This window comes from Actinacidiphila sp. bgisy145 (genome assembly GCF_057708125.1).
Genome location: NZ_JBYIRL010000003.1, coordinates 219,823 through 239,645, shown reverse-complemented (window position 1 = coordinate 239,645; position 19,823 = coordinate 219,823). Strand labels below are relative to the sequence as shown.

Here is a 19,823-nt window from a genome sequence, read left to right as displayed (position 1 = left end):
CCGTCGGCGCGCGACCACGCCGCCGACCCGCGCTGGTCCGGGATGTGCCGCACTTTCTTGTTTCAGAAACACGAACCCTGCCGGGAGGGCCTCATGAAACGTTTCCTGAAACCGGGCCGGACGGCGCGCCGCGCGGCCGGCCCCGCGGTGGCCGCGGTGCTCGTCGCCACCGCGCTGTCGACCGTCGGCGCGACCGGGGCGCACGCCGCCGTCTCCCCGTCGAGCTGGTACAACCTGGTCGCCGCCAACAGCGGCAAGTGCGTGGACGCGGCCTCGGCCGCCACCGCCGACGGCACCGCCGTGCAGCAGTACACCTGCAACGGCACCGCCGCCCAGCAGTGGCAGCTGCGCCCTGCCGCCGACGCCGGCTACTACGGAATCGTCAACGCGGGCGGCGACCAGCCGGCCATCGACGTGGACGGCCCGTCCACCGCGAGCGGCGCCCTCATCCACCTGTGGTCCGACGGCGGTTGGAGCAGCCAGGAGTGGAAGCCGGTCCAGGAGGCCGGCGGCGGCTACCACTTCGTCAACCACTACAGCGGGCTGTGCCTCGACGTGCCCAGCGCCGGGGCCGCGAACGCGGTCCAGTTGCAGCAGTACACCTGCAACGGCACCAGCGCCCAGTCGTTCGCACTCGACGACGCCGGCGGCGGCAGCGGCACCGCCCCGCCGACCAACCCCGACAACCCCGACCTCGGGCCCGACGTCAAGGTCTTCGACCCGTCGATGTCCGCGTCGTCCATCCAGTCGACCATCGACTCGGTCTACGACACGCAGGAGTCGAACCAGTTCGGCGGCAACCGCTACGCGCTGCTGTTCACGCCCGGCAGCTACGACGTGGACGTGCCAGTGGGCTTCTACACCCAGGTGGCCGGGCTCGGCGCGTCCCCGGACGACGTCTCGCTGACCGGCGGCGGGGTGCACGTGGACGCCGGCTGGTCGGGCGGCAACGCCACGCAGAACTTCTGGCGCGACGTGGAGAACCTGTCGGACACGCCCGCTTCGGGAACGCTGGAGTACGCCGTCTCGCAGGCCGACCCGTTCCGGCGGGTGGACGTGCACGGCAACATGGTCCTGGACGACAACTCCTCCGGGAACACCAGCAGCAACTGGTCCTCCGGCGGCTTCATCGGCGACTCGCGCGTCTCCGGCCAGATCAACTCCGGTACCCAGCAGCAGTTCCTGACCCAGGACACCGCCATGGGCAGCTGGGCCGGCTCCAACTGGAACATGGTCTTCGTCGGCGACAACGGCGCCCCCGCCCAGTCGTTCCCCACCTACACCACGGTCGGCCAGTCCCCCGCCGTGCGCGAGAAGCCGTACCTCTACACCGACTCGACCGGCCTGTACAACGTGATGGTGCCGGGCCTGCGCACGAACGCCACCGGCCCGGACTGGACCGGCGGTTCGACCGCGGGCACCTCGATCCCGATCACCAAGTTCTACGTGGTGAGGTCCGGGGACACCGCGGCGACCATCAACGCGGCGCTGGCCGCAGGGTCCAACCTGCTCTTCACCCCCGGCGTGTACCACCTCAGCGCGCCGATCGACATCACCCGGCCGGACACCGTCGTGCTCGGCCTCGGCCTGGCCACGCTGGTGCCCGACAACGGCGTCACCGCGATCACCACCGCCGACGTGAACGGCATCGACATCGCCGGGCTGATCGTCAGCGCGGGCACCACCAACAGCAACTCCCTGGTGCAGATCGGCCCGTCGGGCTCCTCCGCCGACCACGCGGCCGACCCGATCGCCCTCCAGGACGTCTTCTTCCGGGTCGGCGGCGACGCCGCGGGCAAGGCCACCGCGTCGCTCGTCGTCAACAGCGACGACACCATCGGCAGCGACCTGTGGATCTGGCGCGCGGACCACGGCAACAGCGGCACCGTCGGCTGGAACACCAACACCGCGGCCAACGGGCTGGTGGTGGACGGCGACGACGTCACCATGTACGGCCTGGCCGTCGAGCACTACCAGAAGTACCAGACCCTCTGGAACGGCAACGGCGGCCGGACGTACTTCTACCAGTCCGAGATGCCCTACGACGTGCCGGACAACGCCAGTTGGACACCGGGCGGCGGCGAGAACGGCTACCCCTCGTACAAGGTCGCGGACTCGGTGACCTCGCACCAGGCGTGGGGGCTCGGCGTCTACTGCTACATGAGCACCAACCCCTCGGTGGTGGCCGACCGCGCCATCGAGGTGCCCGGCAGCGGCTCGTCCTTCAAGGACATGGTGACCGTGTCCCTGGGCGGCGACGGCACCATCAGCCATGTGATCAACAACTCCGGCGGGAAGGTCACCGGCGGCAGCACGGTGACCTATCTGAACTCGGGACCCTGATCACCCCGGCCGCACGGTGAACTGCCCCTGGGAAAGCCTGACTCAGGGCTCCCCAGGCGCCTCGCCCGGAACGGCCCCTTCGTCGACGGCGCCGAACCGGCGGGCGGCCCGGTCGAACGCGTCCTGCGGCTGGCCGCCGCACGGCTGGACGGCGGCAGCCTGCGGACCGCCGCCTCCTACGGCTCGGATACGACTCCATGCCTGGCCTGCGTCCATGCGTCGGTGGCCATCAAAGTGACGAGGGTCGTACCTGCGGTCCCGGCAAGCGCCAGCGCGTCCTGATCCACGTGCTCCCCCTTGACGTGATATGTGCAGCGTGCTGCTTCGACCAGGCTACGCGAGGACGAAGGAGGTCCAGGAAGACTATCCGGGCCCCTCGTCAGTCGGCGGAGCCGTGGTGAGGCCACCGACCGCCTGGCACAGACCGTCGGCCAGGTTCAGCAGGTTCTCCCGAAAGGCCCCGACCCGGTGGTGGAACGCTTCCTCCGTCGCGAACCGGGCCGGGGTGTTCATCAGCAGGGCGTGCAGGGCGTGTGCCTGCCGGATGTCCGCGTCCAGGACGAGCCTGCTGCCGCTCTCCGCCGGCTCGGCACCGGCGAGCAGCGCGTCGAGTTCCCCTCCGGCCGGGCCGAGTACGAGTTCCACCTCCGTGGCGGAGACCGTGCTCTCCAGGAAGGCGGCGAGCGCGTTGACGAGCAGCCAGTGCTGCGATGCGGTCAACCGCAGACGGAAGCCGCGGCCCGCCCGCTCGACGAGTACCCGGGTCCTCATCCGCCCTCCTTGATCGGATCGAAGCGCTTGGCGAAGCTCTCGGGGCTCATGAGGTAGCCGTGGATCATGCGGGAGTTCTTGATGATAGCCACCCCCTTGTCCTCGTCGTAGACGGCGTACGCCTTCGACGCCCCTTCCTCGATCCGGGAGTCCACATGGGTGAAGGGCACGTTCCGGTACTTCGCGAAGTACCTGGCGAGCGCCTGCGGATCGTGGCCGATGCCCGGAATCGTGTGGCTGGCCGCCCTGGCCCGGTCCGGCCCGTGCATCACCTGCTCGTTGTAGTCGACACCGTCGGCGACCTGCGGACCGTACTTGTCGTCGATCGCGTTCCAGTCGTCGTCGGTGAGCCCGTCGGCGCTTCCGGCGCACGCCTCCGCCCCGTCGGGGTCGTCCGCGGCCCCGCCGTCACCGGACGTGTCGTCGACCGCGGCCGCGCCGTGGCGCACCGGCCGCGCGACCAGGCCGACCGGTTCCATGTCCGCGCCGGCCGGACCGGTGAACGCGGCCTCCTCGCAGTCGGAGTTGTCCTTGGCCCACTGGTCGGCCGCGCTCTGTTCGTCCTGCTCGCCGCTGACGTACGTGTCGACCGTTGCCTGCACGACCGCCTCGGCCCACACCTCGGCGGTGCCGCCGTAGTCCAGCGTGTACGGCACCTCGGCGTCATGGCCGGACTCCTCCGCCTCCTCGTTCGCCTCCTCCTGGGCCTGCTCCTTGATCTCCGCGACGATCGGGGCGACCTCGGGGTCGGGGCAGCTGATCGTCCCGCTCCCGTTGACCGGAAGCGTCGCCTGCCCGGTGCAGCCGCCGCCGTCCTTGCCGTTGACCGTGACGGTGGCGGTCAGACGGGCGGTGACCGTCCCGGACACGCGGGAGGCGCTGCCGGCGGTGGTCGTGCTCGTCACGTGCGCGGTGACCGTGCAGCTGCTGTCCGAGCAGTCCAGCGACTCCTGGCCCTCGACGTCGAACTGGATGCCGAGGTCGACCGCGCTCTTGAGCTTCTCGGTCTGGTTCTTGAGGTCACCGAGCGTCTGGTCCACGTCCGACGGGGACATCTGCGCGAAGTTCGTCCGGCCGAGCCCGTTCAGGCCGCCCGCCGCGGCCGGGGCGACCCGGCCGGCCGTGAGCGGAGCTGCCGACGGGGGCTGCGCTGCCGGCAGGCGCTGCCCTGCCGGCGTCCGCTGATCGGCCGCGGCTGCCGACGACGGCGTACCCCCCGCCCGCGACGAATCCGGACCCACCCGGAGCACGCGGTAGGGCTTCGCGGCGGACACGTACAGCACACCGTCGGGCGTCGTGACCCGCCAGGCCCGGTCGGAGCCGATGACGACCGGTGCGTCACCGACCTGCGGGAAGTCGGTGGCCTTCTCCAGCCCGGCCCACAAGGAGTCGGCGAGTGCCGCGGGCGTCCCGAGGCCCTTCGGAAGGGCGGCACTCAGCGTGTCGTCCCCGGTGATCCACTGCCCCTTCAGCGCCGATGACGGTGCGTCTCCGGGCAGACCCGCCAGCAGTTCCTGCGGGGGCTTGACGTATGTCCGGCCGCCCACGGTCAGGATGTCGATCTGCTGCCCGGCGAAGGAGACCGTGCCGAGTTCCTCGCCGCCGCTGGTGACCTTGAGGTCCCACTCGCCGACCCCGGCGGCGGAGCCGGAGTAGTGCACCACCGGTTGCGCGGCGAGGTTGTCCAGCGCGAGGTAGAACGGCGCCTTCCGTAACTCGGGCGCCTTTGTGTGCGTCGGCACCGTGAGCCAGACGGCCAGGCCGGCGCCCAGGCACAGTGCCAGCACGGCGGCCAGGATCAGGCGGCCGCGTCGCGCGGGTAACCACGACCGGAACCGGCCGTTCGACGGCGGACGGGCGGGCGGGGGCGGGGGCGGGGGCGGCGAGAACGACGCGGTGCGAGGCGGTCCGGTCGGCCGGGGAGGCGCCGCCGGGTACAGGGTCGGAGGCGGGGGAAGCCGAGTGGGAGGCTGGGGCGGAACCGTCGGAGGCGGACCTGCGGGGTGCGCGCCGGGCGCCGCGGGCCGGTCCTCCGGGGAGGACGGGGACGACGGGGACGACGAGGAAGACGGCTTCCGCGGAACCGCCCCCGCGCCCGAACTCCCCTGCCGCGCCGAAGGGTTCGCGTCGCCGGGCTCCGCGCCCCCGGTAGGCCAGTGGCCCATGGTTCCTCACCCACCACTTCTGTCCCCCGTCGAGGCCGACGAGCCTACGGCGCACCGCACGCACGCCGACAGACCTCGGCCACGAAGGAGAGCGCCGGATGGTGTGAAGATCGCATGGTCACGCGCCTGAGCGGCCGGCGCCATACGCCCCTGCCCAGTAGCGTCGGCCCGCTCAGCCCGTGGCGATGCCCCGGGCGGCGAGGGCGTCAGCGAGGTGGGGCGGGAAGATCCCGCAGTTGCGGACACCCGCGATACGCGTGAGGCGCGGCAGCAGCGCGGCGCACGGGCGACCGAGCCGCCCGCCACCCCTCACTGCGGCCAGGCGGCCAGCAGGTCGGCGGGGCCGTACGCGGCATCCAGACCCGGGCAGTCGATTCCACTGCGCGAGACCGCGACGACGGGGACGGGCTCACCGGTGAGAGCGGCGCGGTGGCGGTGAAGGGCAGCCAGGTCGTGGCGGTCGCGCCTGCGCCTGGGCCGAAGCCGATCGCGACCCGTCCCGCGCGGCCGTCGCCATCCGCTTCTGGCAGCACATCGACGACGCGCAGTACGCCCGCACGGCGCGTGCGGGAACCGGACCACGGACCACGGAAGAAGAGGAACGATGACCCACCGCTTTCCCAGCCTGCTGCTGGTCGCGCTCTGCGGCCTCGCACCGGTCGCGCTCGGGAACGTCCTGCACTGGTCCGCGTGGCTGTGGGGCTTCCTGTGCGCGGTCACGCTCTCGGGCGCCCTGCTGCTGCGGATGACGGCGGCCGGTACCGGCGGCACATCGACCGGCGGTCCGTACGACGACGGCAGCCCGGAGGAGACCGAGGAGGCCGCCGTCCGCTGGGAGTCCGAGCAGCCCGCGCCGCCGATGCTGCCGCCGTACCAGGTCACACAGGTCGCCGAGGTGGCGCTGCCGAGCGCGGCCGACGGCTACGACTTCCTCTTCTCCGCCGCCGTGTCCTGGCGGCCGGTCGCCGAACACGTCGGCCGGGCCGACGACACCTGGTCGTCCTTCGCCGCGTCCTCGGTGGTCAGCCGGGCCCTGGAGCTCGTCCGCTACGAGGAGCCGACCCGGGTGACCTTCGCGCAGCTCCTGCTGGACGGGGAGTTGGGCGTCCCGCTCGTCGACCGCAGCGGGCGGGTGGAGGCCAGGGCGGCCGACGTGACGCTGGAGCTGTCCCCCGCGGACCGCGACCGGCTGCGCCGGCTCGCCGACCTGCGCAAGGACGAGGCGCTCTGGGAGCACGAGCGGCAGCACGAGCGCAACAAGCGGGACTACCTCGGCGGCGATGTGCTCAAGAGCACAGGCAGCGCCGTGGTGTGGTGGCTGGCCCGGCACGAGGACGAGATCGAGCGGGCGGTCGACATGATCGGTCCGCTCGCCCGGGTCACCGCGGCGGCCAACGACGAGGAGGTGCCCGAGCTCTTCCGCGACCTGCTCGTCCCGCCGGTGGGCGCGACCGGAACGGCGACCGTCGGCGGCCCGCCGTGGGGCGGGTTCGGCCCGGCCGGCGGGGCCGGGGTGTTCGACCGCGAGGAAGAGGTGGGCGTGGCGGAACGGCTGCGTCTGCTGCTGACGGCGGTCGGCCTCAAGCCGGACATGGACGCGTACACGGTGTTCGTGCACCGCGTGGTGCGCGACCTGGAGGCGGCGGAGCTGAACGAGGCCGCGGCGGAGATCCGGCGTGCCTTTCCCCGGACGACCACCGGGACCGGTACCGGCGCCGGGTACGGCGACGAGGGTCCGTACATGGACGAAACGGCTGAGCCGCAGGGAGAACCCGAGTCCGGACCCGGCTGGCAGGAGCCGCAGGACAGCGACGAGGCCGACCCGGCGCCCCCGCACTTCTGGGGTCCCCCGCCGGCTGCCCCGCCCGAGGAAGCCGCCTCGGGCGGGCCCGCCCAGTAGCGCCGGACCCCGTACGGTTTCCTCATCGTCAGGACCAATCCGCCGCGACGCCGGCACCGGATCACCTCCGGAGATGCACCAACAGCGGAGGCCCAGGTGAGAGAAGCCGTTCATATCGGCAGGAACCCCTCGTCGGAACCGGATCTTGAGGAGTTGGTGGGCCGCGTGGCCCTGGGTGACGAGGAGGCGTTCGCCGCCGTCTACGACGCCGTGGCCGGTTCCGTGCTGGGGGTCGCGCGTGCCGTGCTGCGTGATCAGGCGCAGTCGGAGGAGGTGGCGCAGGAGGTGCTGGTGGAGGTGTGGCGCAAGGCCCCCCGCTACCGGCGCGACCGCGGAACGGCGATCAACTGGATTCTCACCCTGGCGCACCGCCGTGCCGTGGACCGGGTCCGCTCCGTGGAGGCCGCGGCCGCCCGGGACCACAAGGCCGCGCTGCTGGCGCGGACGGCCGAGTTCGACGAGGTGACCGAGCAGGTCGAGGCCAGGCTGGAGCGGGAACAGGTACGGCGGTGCCTGCGCACGCTGACCGCGATCCAGCACCAGGCCGTCACGCTCGCCTACTACCGCGGACTGACCTACAGCCAGGTGGCCGAGGCGCTCGCCCTTCCGCTGGGGACGGCCAAGACCCGGTTGCGGGACGGGCTGATCCGCCTGCGCGACTGCCTGGGGGTGACCGCGTGACCGCCACCGGCGATCTGCACCGGATGACCGGGGCCTACGCCCTGCACGCCCTGCCCGACGCCGAACTCACCGCGTTCGAGCACCACCTGGCGAGCTGCGAACCCTGTGCGCAGGAGGCCGCCGAGTTGTCGGCCACCGCGGCCCGGCTCGGTCTCGCCGTCACCGTGACGCCTCCGGCGGGCATGCGCGAGCAGGTTCTGCGGCGCGTCGGGTCGGTCCGGCAGGAGCCGCCGGGCGGGGCGAGCACCGGCCGCACGCGCCATGCCGCGGTACGGGCCCGGCTGCTGTCGCGGTGGGCGCTGGCCGCCTGCCTCGCGGTCGCGGCCGCACTCGGGGGCACGACGTTCTGGCAGCACCAGCGGGCGGAGGACGCCCTGCGCCAGGCGCACCGGGCGCAGCGCGGCACCGAGGCGATCACGGCCGTCCTGACCTCGCCGGACGCCAGGACGCGCACCGCCGCGCTGCGGGGCGGTGCCAGCGGTACGGTCGTGGTCTCGCGGGAACGGGACCAGGCGGTGTTCCTCGTCTCGGGGATGGCGCGTCCGGCCGCGGGCAAGGTCTACCAGTTGTGGTTCGACGACGGCGGCACCATGCGCGCGGCCGGCCTGATGGACCCCGACCGCACCGACCAGGCCGTTCTTCTGCACGGGGCCGTCGACGGGGCCTCGGGCGTCGGGGTCACCGTGGAACCGGTGGGCGGCTCGAAGGCGCCGACCTCCGCGCCGCTCGCCCTCCTGGGCTTCCCCGCCTGAGTTCCGCGGGCCAGGGCCTGGGCCGGGGGCCGGGCGCCCGGGCTGGGCGCCGCTGGTCCCGTCAGGGCGCCACCGGCCCCGGTCAGGGCCCCCGCCTGGGCGGGCGGGGGATGAACCCGCTGGTGCGCGCCACATACGCGGCATAACCCGGCCGTTCGGCCATGTGCCGTTCCAGCAGCCGCTTTCCGCTGCCTTTCGTCAGCAGCAGGCTCATCACCACCGGGGAGACCACGGACACGCCGGCCGCCGCCGGGTTGTCGCAGGCCAGCAGGAACAGCCCCCACCACACGCAGAAGTCGCCGAAGTAGTTGGGGTGCCGGGTCCAGGACCACAGGCCGCGGTCCATGATCTTTCCCCTGCCCGCGGGATCGGCCTTGAAGCGGGCGAGTTGGGCGTCGCCCACCGCCTCGAAGGCCAGGCCGACCGCCCACAGGGCGACCCCGGCCCGACCGAGCACCGACGGCGGGCCCTGCACGTACTGCGCCGCCTGCACCGGCAGGGACACCAGCCACACCAGCGCGCCCTGGAGCAGGTAGACCTTCCGCAGGGCGTACGCGTTCCGGTGGCCCGGCGCCTTCGCGAGCATCGCCTCGTAGCGCGGGTCCTCGCCGTGGCCGCGCCCCCGGCGGGCGATGTGTGCCGCGAGCCGCAGCCCCCACACCGCCGTCAGCACCGTCACCAGCAGCCGTCGTACGAGGTCGCCCTGCCCGGCGGAGGCGGCGAAGGTGACCGCGGCCACGGCGGTGAAGCCGATGCCCCAGGCGACATCCACGATCCGGTGGCGGCCCGCGCGCACCGCGACCGCGAAGGTGGCCAGCATGACCGCGAGGGCCGCGGCGGCGGCCCAGGCGAGGTTCGGCGCGAAACCGCCCCACCCGAACCCGCCCGGCATGAACCCGCTCACGGCTTCGCCGCCCCCTTCTGGTGGACGCTGCTCATCGCGCGGGCCCCTCCTTCGTGAAGAGGTACTGCTGGACATCGAGGTAGCCGGCCCGGAAACCGGCCTCGGAGTAGGCGAGGTAGAAGGTCCACAGCCGGCGGAAGGTCTCGTCGAAGCCCAGCGCCGCCGTCTCCTCGGCGCGTTCGGTGAAGCGCTCCCGCCACAGGCGCAGCGTCTCGGCGTAGTGGGCGCCGAAAGCGTCGCGGCGGGTGAGGCGCAAGCGGGTGTGGTCGCGGACGGTCTCCTCGATCGCCCGCGTGGAGGGGATGAGGCCGCCGGGGAAGACGTACTTGTGAATCCAGGTGAAGGTGCCGCGGGAGGCGAGCATCCGCTCGTGCGGCATGGTGATCGCTTGCAGCGCGACCCGGCCGCCCGGCGCCAGCCGCTCGTCGAGTGTGCGGAAGTACGCCGGCCAGAACTCCGCGCCGACCGCCTCGATCATCTCCACGCTGACCACGGCGTCGTACGTGCCGCGGGCCTCGCGGTAGTCGCACAGTTCGACGCGGACCCGGTCCTCGAGTCCCGCCGCGCGGACCCGTTCCAGGGCCAGGTCGCGCTGCTCGCGGGAGAGGGTGAGGGAGGTGACGCGGGCGCCGCGGGCGGCAGCTCGCAGGGCCAGTTCGCCCCAGCCGGTGCCGATCTCCAGCAGCCGGGTGCCCGCGCCGGCGGCGGCCAGGTCGAGCAGCCGGTCGATCTTGCGGTGCTGCGCCTCGGCGAGCCGCTCCCAACGCGCCGGGAATCCCCGGAAGACGGCCGCGGAGTAGGTGAGGGTGGGGTCGAGGAAGAGCGCGAACAGGTCGTTGGACAGGTCGTAGTGGCGGCTGATGTTGGCCCGGGACCCGTCGGGTGTGTTGCGCTCGTCGTGCGGGTGGCGCGGCGCCCACAGCCGGCGCAGCCGCTGCAACGGGGCGGGCACCAGGTCGGCGACGTGCTCGGCCAGTACGGTCAGGACGGCGACCACGTCGGGTGCGTCCCACTCGCCGGCCAGGTAGGACTCGCCGAAGCCGACCAGCCCGCCGGTCCCGATCCGGGCGTGGAAGGCGGCCGGGTCGCGCACCTCCAGCAGCGGCCCGCCCTGCCCCCGGGTCTGCCCGCCGGCGAACCGGGCCCGCAACGGCAGCCCCCGCAGGGCTCGGCGGACGACCGCCTCGGTCAGGGTCCGGCGCGCCCGCGACGCCGGCGGCACCGCGGCGACGTCCGGCCACCGGGCGGGGTCCACGGCGCCGCTGCGTGCTTGCGCTGTTTTCATGTCGTCTTCTCCGGGCGGGTGCTGGCGGGGCGCGGCTGGAGCGGCAGTCCCCGCAGGTAGAGGCGTATGCCGTGGGCGCGGATCGCGGCCGACACGGCGAGGGTGGACCAGGGGTGGCGCAGCGCCTGCCGCAGCAGTCCGCGGGCGGTGGCCTCCCGCCGCTCGCCGCGCACGGTCGCGGTGAGGGCCCGTCCGCCCTCGCGGTCCAGGTGCACAGCGAGGTCGAGTCGTTCGCCGGGGGCCTGAAGGCGCATGCGGTAGTGGCCGTCGACGGGGAGGAACGGCGAGACGTGGAACTCCTTCGGGGTGTCCGCCTTCCCGGTCGCGTCCGGCGTCAGCAGGTAGCAGTGGCGGCCGCCGTACGTGTTGTGCACCTCGGCGACCACACAGCGCAGGTCGCCCGCCGGGCGGTGGCACCAGTAGAGGGTCAGGGGGTTGAAGACGTACCCGAACACCCGGGCGTGGGTGAGCATCAGGACGTGCCCGCCGTCCAGGGACACACCGTGCGCGGCGAGGAAGCCGTCCAACCCGGCGCGGATCGAGGGTTGTTCGCCGGTGAAGTGGTCACGGGGATCGAAGCGCGCCAACGGCCGTAGCGGAAGGGGGAGTCGGGGCAGGCGGTCGGGGTCGACCAGCCACAGGTACGTCCGGTGGCGCAGCGCGTACCGCCGGGGGCCGCTGCGCACATGCGCGACGGTGCACGGATACAGGGCGGGTACGGCGCTCACCAGTGCGCCCCCAGCGCTGCGGCCGCCTCGGCGCCGGAGCGGCAGCCGTCCTCGTGGAACCCCCAGCCGTGGTAGGCGCCCGCGAACGCGCAGACCGGGCTGTTCAGTTCGGGCAGCCGCCGCTGCGCGGCCACCGACTCGGCGGTGTGGAGGGGGTGTTCGTAGACCATGCGGGCCAGCACCCGGCCCGGGTCGACGCGGTCCTCACCGCCCAGGGTGACCACGAACGTCTCGGCGGCGTCCAGGCGTTGCAGCCGGTTCATGTCGTAGCTGACCCGTACCCGGTCCGCGTCGGCGGTGCACGAGGGCATCAGGTAGTTCCAGGAGGCGCGCGCCCGCGCGGCACGCGGCAGCAGCCGGGTGTCGGTGTGCAGCAGCGTGGCGTTGCGGGAGTAGCGGAAGGCGCCCAGGAGTTCGCGCTCCGGCCCGGTCGGGTCGGCGAGCAGCCGCAGCGCCTGGTCGGGGTGGACGGCGATCACCACGGCGTCGTACGACTCGGTGGCGCCGTCCCCGTCCGTGACCTCGGCCCCGTCGGCGTGGCGCCGGACCGCGCGCACCGGTGTGCCGGTGCGGACCTCGGCGACGTGCTTGGCGACGCGGTCGACGTACTCCCGTGAACCGCCGCTGACCGTACGCCACTTCGGGGAGCCGGCCACCGACAGCATGCCGTGCTGGGCGAGGAAGCGGAACAGGTAGGCGGCGGGGTAGCCCCGGGCGCCGGCGGCGTCGCAGGACCACACCGCCGAGACCACCGGGGTCATGAAGTGGGTGCGGAAGTAGGGGGAGAAGCCCTCGCGGTCGAGGAACCCGCCCAGCGTGAGCCCCTCTTCGCCGCCGCGGGCCAGCAGCCGCCGCGCCGCCCGGTGGAAGGCGGGCACCTCGGACAGCAGTCGCAGGTAGCGGCCTCGCAGCAGGCTCCGGGGCCGGGCGAGCAGCCCGGCCGGGCCGCGCGCACCGGCGTACTGAAGGCCGCACCCCTCGCACCGCACCGACATGCTCATCTCCGACTCCTGCGTGGCCACGCCGAGCTCGTCGAACAACCGCAGCAGGTGCGGGTAGGTGCGGCGGTTGTGCACGATGAACCCGGAGTCGACGCGGTGCGCCCGCCCGTCGGAGGGCGATGTCACGTCGTGCGTGTGCGCGTGCCCGCCGAGCCGGCCGTCGGCCTCGTACAAGGTGACGTGCCGGCTGCGGCTGAGGACGTACGCGGCGGTCAGCCCGGCCACGCCGGAGCCCACCACGGCCGTACGGCGCCGCCGGCCGTCCCCTTTCCGCGGTTCCTTCACTCCCTCCGCATCGTGCCCGGCCCCGGCCCGCGTCCGCGCCATCGTCTTCGCTCCCGCCCTCGGTGATCACTGTTCGCTCGTAATCCGGAGCGGCTCGGGCGGCGGATTGGCCGGGGCGCCGTTCGTTCGGCGCGCGGTACGCCGCGGCCGGGCCCCGCGGTGTCAGCTGGTGGGCATCAGGACGCTGTCGATGATGTACACCGTGGCGTTGGCCGTCTTGACGTTGCCGCAGACGACCTTGGCGGAGCCGTTGACGGTGTAGGACTCGCCCGAGCCGGAGGTGGTGAGCGTCGCCTTCTCCAGCGTCGGGAAGGAGCCGTGCGCCAGGTCCTTCGGCGCGAGCTGCTTGCCGACGACGTGGTAGGTGAGGATCTTCGTCAGCTGGGCCTTGTCATTGAGGACCTTGTCCAGGGTGGCCTTCGGGATCTTCGCGAAGGCGTCGTTGGTGGGCGCGAACACGGTGATGTTCTGGGCGTTGTTGAGGGTGTCGACCAGGCCGGCCTTCTTGACCGCGGCCACCAGCGTGGACAGCGCCGGGTTGTTGGAGGCGGCCGTGGCGACCGGGTCCTGGGCCATGCCGTCGAAGGAGCCGGCACCGTTCTCGGGCACGGCCGAACAGGCCGGACCGAACGGCTGGTCGGCCGAGGCGGTGCTGCCGGCGGAGCCCTTCATGGCGTCGTCGGAAGGGGCGGCGGATGCCGACGCCTTGGCGGAGGAGTCGGACTTGGCGGAGTCGCCGCTGTTGTCGGAGCAGGCGCTGAGGGCCAGCGGCAGGGCGGCCGCGGCGGCCAGGGTGACGGCGATACGGCGGATACGGGTGTTCACGGGGTTCTCCTGGTGGATCGGTGGATGAGTGGATGAGTGGATGTCACGGCAGCAGGTGCTGCCTTGTCGGTACGGGGAAACGGTCTTGGGGGGACTTGGCGGGTCTCGGCGGGTCTCGGCGCGGCTCAGTCGACGGTGACGACCACGGAGTGCCATCCGCTGGCCCCGTCGGGGATGGTGCGGGTGCGTTTGTCGGTCTGCCGCGCACCCGTACGGTCGGTGGCCCGCACGGTGAGGGTGTGGCCGCCCCTGGTCGCCTGCCACGGGAAGGACCACTGGCGCCAGGTGTCGGCGGTGTCCTCGGCGGCGAGCCGGGCCGGCTGCCAGGGGCCGTCGTCGACGCGGACCTCGACCCTGTCGATGCCGCGGTGCTGGGCCCACGCGGTACCGGCGACCATGACGGCGCCGGCCTTCGGCCGAGCGAAGGGCTTCGGCGTGTCGATGCGTGACCCGGTCTTGATCGGCGCTCGGCGGGCCCAGCCCCGCTTGACCCAGTAGGGGTCGTAGGAGTCGAACGTGGTCAGCTCGATCTCCTTGATCCACTTGCAGGCGGACACGAAGCCGTAGAGCCCGGGTACGACCATGCGGACCGGGAAGCCGTGCGCGAAGGGCAGCGGGGTGCCGTTCATGCCGAGCGCGAGAAGGGCGTCCCGGCCGTCCATGACGTCCTCGACCGGGCTGCCGATCGTCATGCCGTCCACCGAGCGGGCCACCAGCTGGTCGGCCGGGCCGCCGCGGGAGGGCGGCTCCACCCCGCACTCGGCCAGCAGGTCGGCCAGCCGCACGCCGATCCAGCGGGCGTTGCCGACGTAGGGACCGCCGACCTCGTTGGAGACGCAGGTGAGCGTGATGTCGCGCTCCACCAGATCCCGCCGCAGCAGGTCGTCGAAGGAGAGCGTGCGCGGCCGGGCAACACCCTTGCCGTGGAGGCGCAGCCGCCAGGTGCTGGCGTCCACCTTCGGCACCACCAGAGCGGTGTCCACCCGGTAGAAGTCGCTGTTGGACGTCACGAAGGGGCTGATCCCCGCGATCGCGAGCCCGGCGCCCCGGGGAACGGCCGCCGCCGGCGAGGCTGGGCGCGGCAGCGTGATGCTCGCGCGTGAGGCGACGGCGGCGTGGCCGCGCGCACCGTTCAGGCTCCTGCCGAGGACGCCGGCTCCGACCGACGCTGCGGCGGCCGCTGTCGCCGCGACCACGAAGCCGCGGCGGTCCCATCCCTCGCCCGACGAGGGCACCTCCGGTACGTCGGCGGCTTCGCCCGCGCGCCCGGGGCGGGTGAGACGGCCGACCAGGAGGAAGAGCACCGCGGCTCCGGCGAGCGCACCCGCCAGGGAGGGCAGCGCATCGGTGGGACCGGTCGAGTCCGGCCGGTTCAGGGCCGCGGCGGCCCCCACCACGCCGAACACCATGACGCCGGCGGCTCCGGTACGGCGGAAGCGCAGCGCCGCGGCTCCCAGCGCCAGGGCGAAGAGCATCAGCACGGCGAGGATGCCGAGTTGGAGAACCGTCTTGTCCTCGGTGCCGAAATGCCGGATGGCCCAGTCCTTCACGGCGGCGGGCGTACGGTCGATGGCCGCCCCGCCGACGGCCACGACCGGACTCGCCTCCGGGCGCACCGCCGCCGACGCCAGTTCGGCGACGCCGAGCGATGCGACGCCGGCCAGCACGCCGCTGCCGGCGGCCAGGCCGCGCCGGGCCCAGCCGGGGCGTTGCCGCGTTCTCTTCTCGTCGTCGGTCACGGCCGGAATCCGGCTCCGTGCGTCCGGTGGATTGGTCAACTCCCCCATCGAGTGAACATTTCCGCCGGACCCATCCGCAGCGGCCACGGCAACGGATAACGGGGAATTCGGCGAACGCGGCGTATGCGCGGCCCGATCAGGAGGCGGTGGTCCGGACCGGAGACCCGCGGCGCCCCGGACCCCTCGTCCGCCGGCGAAAGACCGGCGCCCCGGCCAATCCGCTGCCCCTGACGGCCTCGGATCACCCGCGTACGGCGTCAAGCCGCGACCGCCGCCCGACGCCGTACGAGGCGGGCGTCCGGAGCGCTCCCGGTGGGCGGGGCGGCGGGCATCCGGCGCATCGTCACGAGTTGCTCGCGCAACGCCCCTACAGGTAGGAGACCCCCACCCGATGAAGACACCCCGGAAGCCCCGGACCACCCCCACCACGCGGACCCCGCGCACCACCCGGTTGTCCCGGACCTCGCGGCCCGGCGCCGCCCACCAGCTCGCCGCACTCGCCGAAACAGCGCTCGGCGGCCCGCTCCCGCTGGCCCTGCGCGCCTGGGACGGCAGCGAAGCCGGCCCGGCCGGCGGCCCCGTCGTCGTGATCCGCTCCCGGCGGGCGCTGCGCCGTCTGCTCTGGCAGCCGGGCGAACTGGGCCTGGCCCAGGCGTACATCACCGGCGAGATCGACGTCGAGGGCGATCTCGCCGACGGTCTGCGCGCGATGTGGGCCGCCGCGCGGGAACGCCGTCTGCACGCGCCCCGCCTCGGGCCCGGCGACCTGTCCCGGGCCGCTGGTACGGCGCTCCTGCTGGGCGCCGCCGGCCCGCGGCCGCCCGTACCGGCCTCGCAGGCGCGGCTGCGCGGCGGCCTGCACACCAAGGCCCGCGACCGGGCCGCCATCAGCCACCACTACGACCTGTCCAACGACTTCTACCGGCTGCTCCTCGACGAGACCATGGCGTACTCCTGCGGCTACTGGACGCGCCAGGACCCGGACTTCACCGCGGCCGACGCCCAGCGCGCCAAGCTGGAACTGATCTGCCGCAAGCTCGACCTGCGACCGGGCGCGCGGCTGCTGGACATCGGCTGCGGCTGGGGTTCCCTCACGCTGTACGCGGCCGAGCGGCACCGGGCGAAGGTCACCGCCGTCACCCTGGCGGGAGAGCAGGCGGCCCACGTACGGGAGCAGGTCGCCGAACGCGGACTGCGGGACCTGGTCGAGGTGGTGTGCCAGGACTACCGGGACATCACGGGCGGCGGCTACGACGCCGTGTCCGCGGTCGAGATGGGCGAGCACGTCGGACCCGCCGGGTACCCGGCGTTCGCCGCCGCCCTGCACCGGCTGGTCCGCCCCCGAGGACGCGTGCTGGTGCAGCAGATGTCGCGGGGGGCGACGGCGCCCGGCGGCGGCGCCTTCATCGAGGCGTACATCGCCCCGGACATGCACATGCGCCCGCTCGGCGAAACGGTCGCCCTGCTGGAAGAAGCGGGGCTCGAGGTCCGCTCGGCCGAATCGCTCCGCGAGCACTACGTCCTGACGGTCGCCGCCTGGCACCGCACCCTCGAGGAACGCTGGGCCGACTTCGTCGCGCTCGTCGGCGAGGAGACGGCCCGCGTGTGGCGCCTCTACCTGGTGGGGGCGGCCCTGGCCTTCGAGGAGCGCCGGATGGGAGTCGACCAGGTCCTGGCCGTGCGTCCCACCGCCGACGGGCGAGCGGGCATGCCCGCGGCACCCGGGGGTTGGCAGGCGGCGCGCGACTCCGGCTGAGGAGCAGGACGACGGGGCCGTACCCTCAGGGCGGCCGTAGGAAAGGGGCGCCGGCATGGCACCGCACACCACCCACTCCCCCGCGCTGCTGTCGCGCCGGGCGCCCGATCGCCCCGTGGCCGCCGTCCTGTTCCTGCACGGTGGCCGGGCCGACAGCCGGGCGCCGTCACGTCCCTGGCACCTGGCGGCCCTGCGGATGCACCCCTTCGTCCGGGCGGTGGCCGCCGCGGCACCGGACGACGTCCTCGTCGGCAGCGTCCGCTACCGCATGCGGGGCTGGAACGGCCCGGACGCCGACCCGCTGCGGGACGTCCGCCAGGCGCTGGCGGAACTCCCGCTCCGCCCCGCGGCGATCCCCACGATCCTCGTCGGCCACTCGATGGGGGGCCGCGCCGCCCTGCGCGCCGCGGAGGCACCCCAGGTCCGGGCCGTCCTGGCGCTGGCGCCCTGGTGCCCCGACGGCGAACCGGTCGCCCACCTGCGGGGCAAGCGCGTCGTCGTGCTCCACGGCGACCGCGACCGGGTCACCGACCCCCGCGCGTCCGCCTCGTTCACCCACCGGGCGCGTTCAGCCGGCGCACACGCCGACATCACCCTCGTCCCCGGCGGCGACCACGCGATGCTCCGCCCCAGCACCTACTGGCACCGCACCGTACCCCCCACGATCGCCACCCTCCTGACCACCCTGCCCCCGCCGGCCTGACCAGCAAGGAGCAGCGCGGCAGCGGTCAGACGTTGAACCAGACCACGCACAACGCCCACCCTGGATACAGGCCGCGCAACACTCCGGGCTGTAATAGTTTCTGTACTAGACTTGTGGCCATGACGTCCTCCCGCCCCGGCGGCACGGAGAACATCTCCGTCTCGATGCCCTCGGAACTCCTCGGCGCCCTGCGCACGCGCACCGGCAAGCGCGGAGTTTCCGCCTATGTGACCGCGGCGGTCCGCCACCAGCTGGCGATGGACGGCCTCGCCGAGATCGTGGCCGCCTATGAAGCCGAGCACGAACCGTTGAGCGAGGCCGAGGTCCAGGCCGCGCAGCGCGAACTGTTCGGCGACGCACCGGCGCCGTACGCGTCCGGTGACAGCGCCGCATGAAGGAGCCCGCGGCCAGGTGCCTGGTGCTCGACTCCCAGGCGCTATCGCTGCTGCTGCGCAACGACCGCCGGATGATCACCCAGATCGAGGCTGCTCGTCGCGTGGGCGTGCCCGTCCTTGTGTCGGCCCTGACCGTGGTGGAGGCCGTCTACGGGAAGACGGACACTGCCCGGCTGCGCTGGCTGCTCTCCCGCCTTCAGGTCCAGGACGTCACCCAGGCGGACAGCCTCACCGCGGTGCAGCTCCTGAGCGACGCAGGCGGCCTTCACGGGCACAAGTACGCCATCGACGCCCTCGTCGCGGCGATGGCGCTCCGCTCCCCAGCACCCGTCCTCGTACTGACCTCGGACCGCGACGACTGGTCGAAACTGTGCGGCGACCGCGTACGGATCAAGGACGTCTGACCCCTCGGCCCTACTCAGGCTGAATCCACCTGCTGATCGACTGCGTGCTTCGTAGAAGGCATCTGCGAGGGCGACGATGATCGCGTTGACGACCGGCCCGTCGCCCACGAGTCTGCGGCACTTCTTCGCCTCCACTGCCCTGGCAGGCTGCGAGGCGTGAACCTGGTCTTACCGTCCACTTCGACCAGGCCGGCGGAGAGGCATGCCTTCTTGAACCGGTAGCCGTAGGAGGGGATGGTCGGCATCACGCCGGCGCCAGACTGACGCGGCGAGGAGAAGGTCCCGCGTCGAACCCGTTTGCCTCCTCGCTGGATGCGCTCACGCCCTCCACGCTTGTCGGCACGTGATCCATGCGCCACCATCGAAGGCCATACCGCGCTATGGTTGATGTATGGCTACCAAGAAGGTGACTATCACTCTCGACGAATCTCTGGTCGAAGCCCTAGCCGGAGCCGCTGAGGAAGAAGGCATCCCGCTCTCCCGCCTCGTCGCCGGAGCAGCCGAACGCGAGCTGCGCCTGCGGGCCGGCCGGGCCGTCATCCAGGAGTGGCAAGCAGAACACGGGGCCTTCACCCCCGAAGAGCTCGCTGCCGCCCGCGCGGATCTCGCCGCCGCCGACGCCGATTACCTCAGCGGCCCCGGAGCCTCGGCCGCGTGAACATCCCCTACCTGTACGACGCCGGGGCGCTCATCGCCATCGACAACGACGACCGGCGCATGTGGGCCCGCCACAGCCTGGCCCTCGACGACGGCCGGGACATCCACGTCCCGTCCGTCGTCGTCAGCCAGGCATGGCGGGACTCCCGCCGCCAGGTCAGACTCGGCAGGTTCCTCGCCGGGTGCCAGGTCGTTCCCGTCGGCATCGAAACCGCCAAAGCCGCAGGCATCCTCTGCGGCAAGGCCGGCACATCCGACATCGTCGACGCCACCGTCGTGACCATGGCAGCCAGCCTCGGCGCCATCATCTGGACCTCGGACCCGAACGACATCCGCACCCTCATCGACGCCCAGGACATCAAACCCGCTCCCGTCATCCGCACCGTCTAGCAACCGATGACAGCTGACGACCCGACCCGTTCGCGTACTCGCTGAGCCTTTTCATCATCGGTTTGGGTGAGCAGAGCCTGGCGGCCGGCACTCAGGCGCCGCCAGCGGCTACCCAGCTCCCGGCGGCGTGGAGCCCCTA

The 19,823-nt window shown here is 73.0% G+C and carries 18 protein-coding genes and 1 pseudogene; 10 read left to right on the top strand and 9 right to left on the bottom strand.

Features of this window, described 5'->3' with window-relative positions; genetic code table 11:
• The first annotated feature begins 93 nt into the window (after nucleotides 1-93).
• On the top strand, nucleotides 94-2,343 hold the full coding sequence (locus tag AC3ERT_RS04835; RefSeq protein WP_435172817.1) for an RICIN domain-containing protein: 2,250 nt from the start codon (nucleotides 94-96) through the stop codon (nucleotides 2,341-2,343).
• A gap of 363 nt (nucleotides 2,344-2,706) precedes the next feature.
• Here the strand turns inward: AC3ERT_RS04835 and AC3ERT_RS04830 are convergent, their stop codons facing one another.
• The 3 genes and pseudogenes from AC3ERT_RS04830 to AC3ERT_RS04820 form a co-directional block, all read right to left on the bottom strand.
• Nucleotides 2,707-3,114, bottom strand: a complete 408-nt coding sequence (locus AC3ERT_RS04830; RefSeq protein ID WP_435172815.1) for a hypothetical protein — start codon at nucleotides 3,112-3,114, stop codon at nucleotides 2,707-2,709.
• A complete protein-coding gene (locus AC3ERT_RS04825) occupies nucleotides 3,111-4,901 on the bottom strand; it encodes a hypothetical protein (RefSeq protein ID WP_435172814.1) in 1,791 nt (596 codons plus the stop codon). Before AC3ERT_RS04825 ends, AC3ERT_RS04830 begins: the two co-directional genes overlap by 4 nt.
• Before the next feature lie 687 nt (nucleotides 4,902-5,588).
• A pseudogene (locus AC3ERT_RS04820) lies at nucleotides 5,589-5,741 on the bottom strand (ATP-binding protein); the annotation flags it as partial.
• Nucleotides 5,742-5,883: 142 nt separating this feature from the next.
• Here AC3ERT_RS04820 and AC3ERT_RS04815 point away from each other — a divergent pair.
• The 3 genes from AC3ERT_RS04815 to AC3ERT_RS04805 all read left to right on the top strand — a co-directional run bounded on the left by AC3ERT_RS04815 (nucleotide 5,884) and on the right by AC3ERT_RS04805 (nucleotide 8,612).
• Nucleotides 5,884-7,179, top strand: coding sequence for a hypothetical protein (locus tag AC3ERT_RS04815; RefSeq protein ID WP_435172812.1), 1,296 nt, complete (start codon nucleotides 5,884-5,886; stop codon nucleotides 7,177-7,179).
• Between the two features lie 96 nt (nucleotides 7,180-7,275).
• Nucleotides 7,276-7,860 (top strand): ECF RNA polymerase sigma factor SigK, encoded by a 585-nt coding sequence (gene sigK / locus AC3ERT_RS04810; protein WP_435125683.1) that lies wholly within the window; start codon nucleotides 7,276-7,278, stop codon nucleotides 7,858-7,860.
• A gap of 23 nt (nucleotides 7,861-7,883) precedes the next feature.
• Nucleotides 7,884-8,612, top strand: coding sequence for an anti-sigma factor (locus AC3ERT_RS04805; protein ID WP_435172866.1), 729 nt, complete (start codon nucleotides 7,884-7,886; stop codon nucleotides 8,610-8,612).
• Between the two features lie 82 nt (nucleotides 8,613-8,694).
• Here the strand turns inward: AC3ERT_RS04805 and AC3ERT_RS04800 are convergent, their stop codons facing one another.
• The 6 genes from AC3ERT_RS04800 to AC3ERT_RS04775 all read right to left on the bottom strand — a co-directional run bounded on the left by AC3ERT_RS04800 (nucleotide 8,695) and on the right by AC3ERT_RS04775 (nucleotide 15,427).
• Entirely contained in the window at nucleotides 8,695-9,504 is an 810-nt protein-coding gene (locus AC3ERT_RS04800; RefSeq protein ID WP_435172864.1) for a DUF1295 domain-containing protein, read from the bottom strand.
• Between the two features lie 43 nt (nucleotides 9,505-9,547).
• Nucleotides 9,548-10,801 carry a class I SAM-dependent methyltransferase gene (locus AC3ERT_RS04795; protein ID WP_335980702.1) on the bottom strand — a complete coding sequence of 418 codons (1,254 nt, stop codon included), beginning with the start codon at nucleotides 10,799-10,801 and terminating at the stop codon, nucleotides 9,548-9,550.
• Nucleotides 10,798-11,529, bottom strand: a complete 732-nt coding sequence (locus AC3ERT_RS04790; protein ID WP_435172811.1) for a DUF1365 domain-containing protein — start codon at nucleotides 11,527-11,529, stop codon at nucleotides 10,798-10,800. Before AC3ERT_RS04790 ends, AC3ERT_RS04795 begins: the two co-directional genes overlap by 4 nt.
• A complete protein-coding gene (locus AC3ERT_RS04785) occupies nucleotides 11,526-12,770 on the bottom strand; it encodes an NAD(P)/FAD-dependent oxidoreductase (protein WP_435172862.1) in 1,245 nt (414 codons plus the stop codon). The genes AC3ERT_RS04790 and AC3ERT_RS04785 overlap by 4 nt, the downstream gene beginning before the upstream one ends.
• Nucleotides 12,771-12,977: 207 nt before the next feature.
• Entirely contained in the window at nucleotides 12,978-13,640 is a 663-nt protein-coding gene (locus AC3ERT_RS04780; protein ID WP_435172810.1) for a fasciclin domain-containing protein, read from the bottom strand.
• 125 nt (nucleotides 13,641-13,765) lie between these two features.
• On the bottom strand, nucleotides 13,766-15,427 hold the full coding sequence (locus tag AC3ERT_RS04775; protein ID WP_435172809.1) for a molybdopterin-dependent oxidoreductase: 1,662 nt from the start codon (nucleotides 15,425-15,427) through the stop codon (nucleotides 13,766-13,768).
• Between the two features lie 343 nt (nucleotides 15,428-15,770).
• On the opposite strand from AC3ERT_RS04775, the gene AC3ERT_RS04770 reads away from it, so the two are divergent.
• From AC3ERT_RS04770 to AC3ERT_RS04745, 6 genes are all read left to right on the top strand, one after another.
• Entirely contained in the window at nucleotides 15,771-17,135 is a 1,365-nt protein-coding gene (locus AC3ERT_RS04770; protein ID WP_435125672.1) for a class I SAM-dependent methyltransferase, read from the top strand.
• A 55-nt stretch (nucleotides 17,136-17,190) separates the two neighbouring features.
• The gene (locus AC3ERT_RS04765) at nucleotides 17,191-17,838 is read left to right on the top strand and encodes an alpha/beta hydrolase (RefSeq protein WP_435172808.1); all 648 of its coding nucleotides are present in this window, start codon (nucleotides 17,191-17,193) and stop codon (nucleotides 17,836-17,838) included.
• Between the two features lie 119 nt (nucleotides 17,839-17,957).
• Complete coding sequence (locus AC3ERT_RS04760) at nucleotides 17,958-18,233, top strand: hypothetical protein (RefSeq protein WP_435172807.1); 276 nt, start codon at nucleotides 17,958-17,960, stop codon at nucleotides 18,231-18,233.
• Complete coding sequence (locus AC3ERT_RS04755) at nucleotides 18,230-18,637, top strand: PIN domain-containing protein (RefSeq protein WP_435125664.1); 408 nt, start codon at nucleotides 18,230-18,232, stop codon at nucleotides 18,635-18,637. The genes AC3ERT_RS04760 and AC3ERT_RS04755 overlap by 4 nt, the downstream gene beginning before the upstream one ends.
• Nucleotides 18,638-19,028: 391 nt before the next feature.
• Nucleotides 19,029-19,295, top strand: coding sequence for a hypothetical protein (locus AC3ERT_RS04750; RefSeq protein ID WP_435125661.1), 267 nt, complete (start codon nucleotides 19,029-19,031; stop codon nucleotides 19,293-19,295).
• The gene (locus AC3ERT_RS04745; RefSeq protein ID WP_435125659.1) at nucleotides 19,292-19,684 is read left to right on the top strand and encodes a type II toxin-antitoxin system VapC family toxin; all 393 of its coding nucleotides are present in this window, start codon (nucleotides 19,292-19,294) and stop codon (nucleotides 19,682-19,684) included. Before AC3ERT_RS04750 ends, AC3ERT_RS04745 begins: the two co-directional genes overlap by 4 nt.
• Nucleotides 19,685-19,823: the final 139 nt, after the last annotated feature.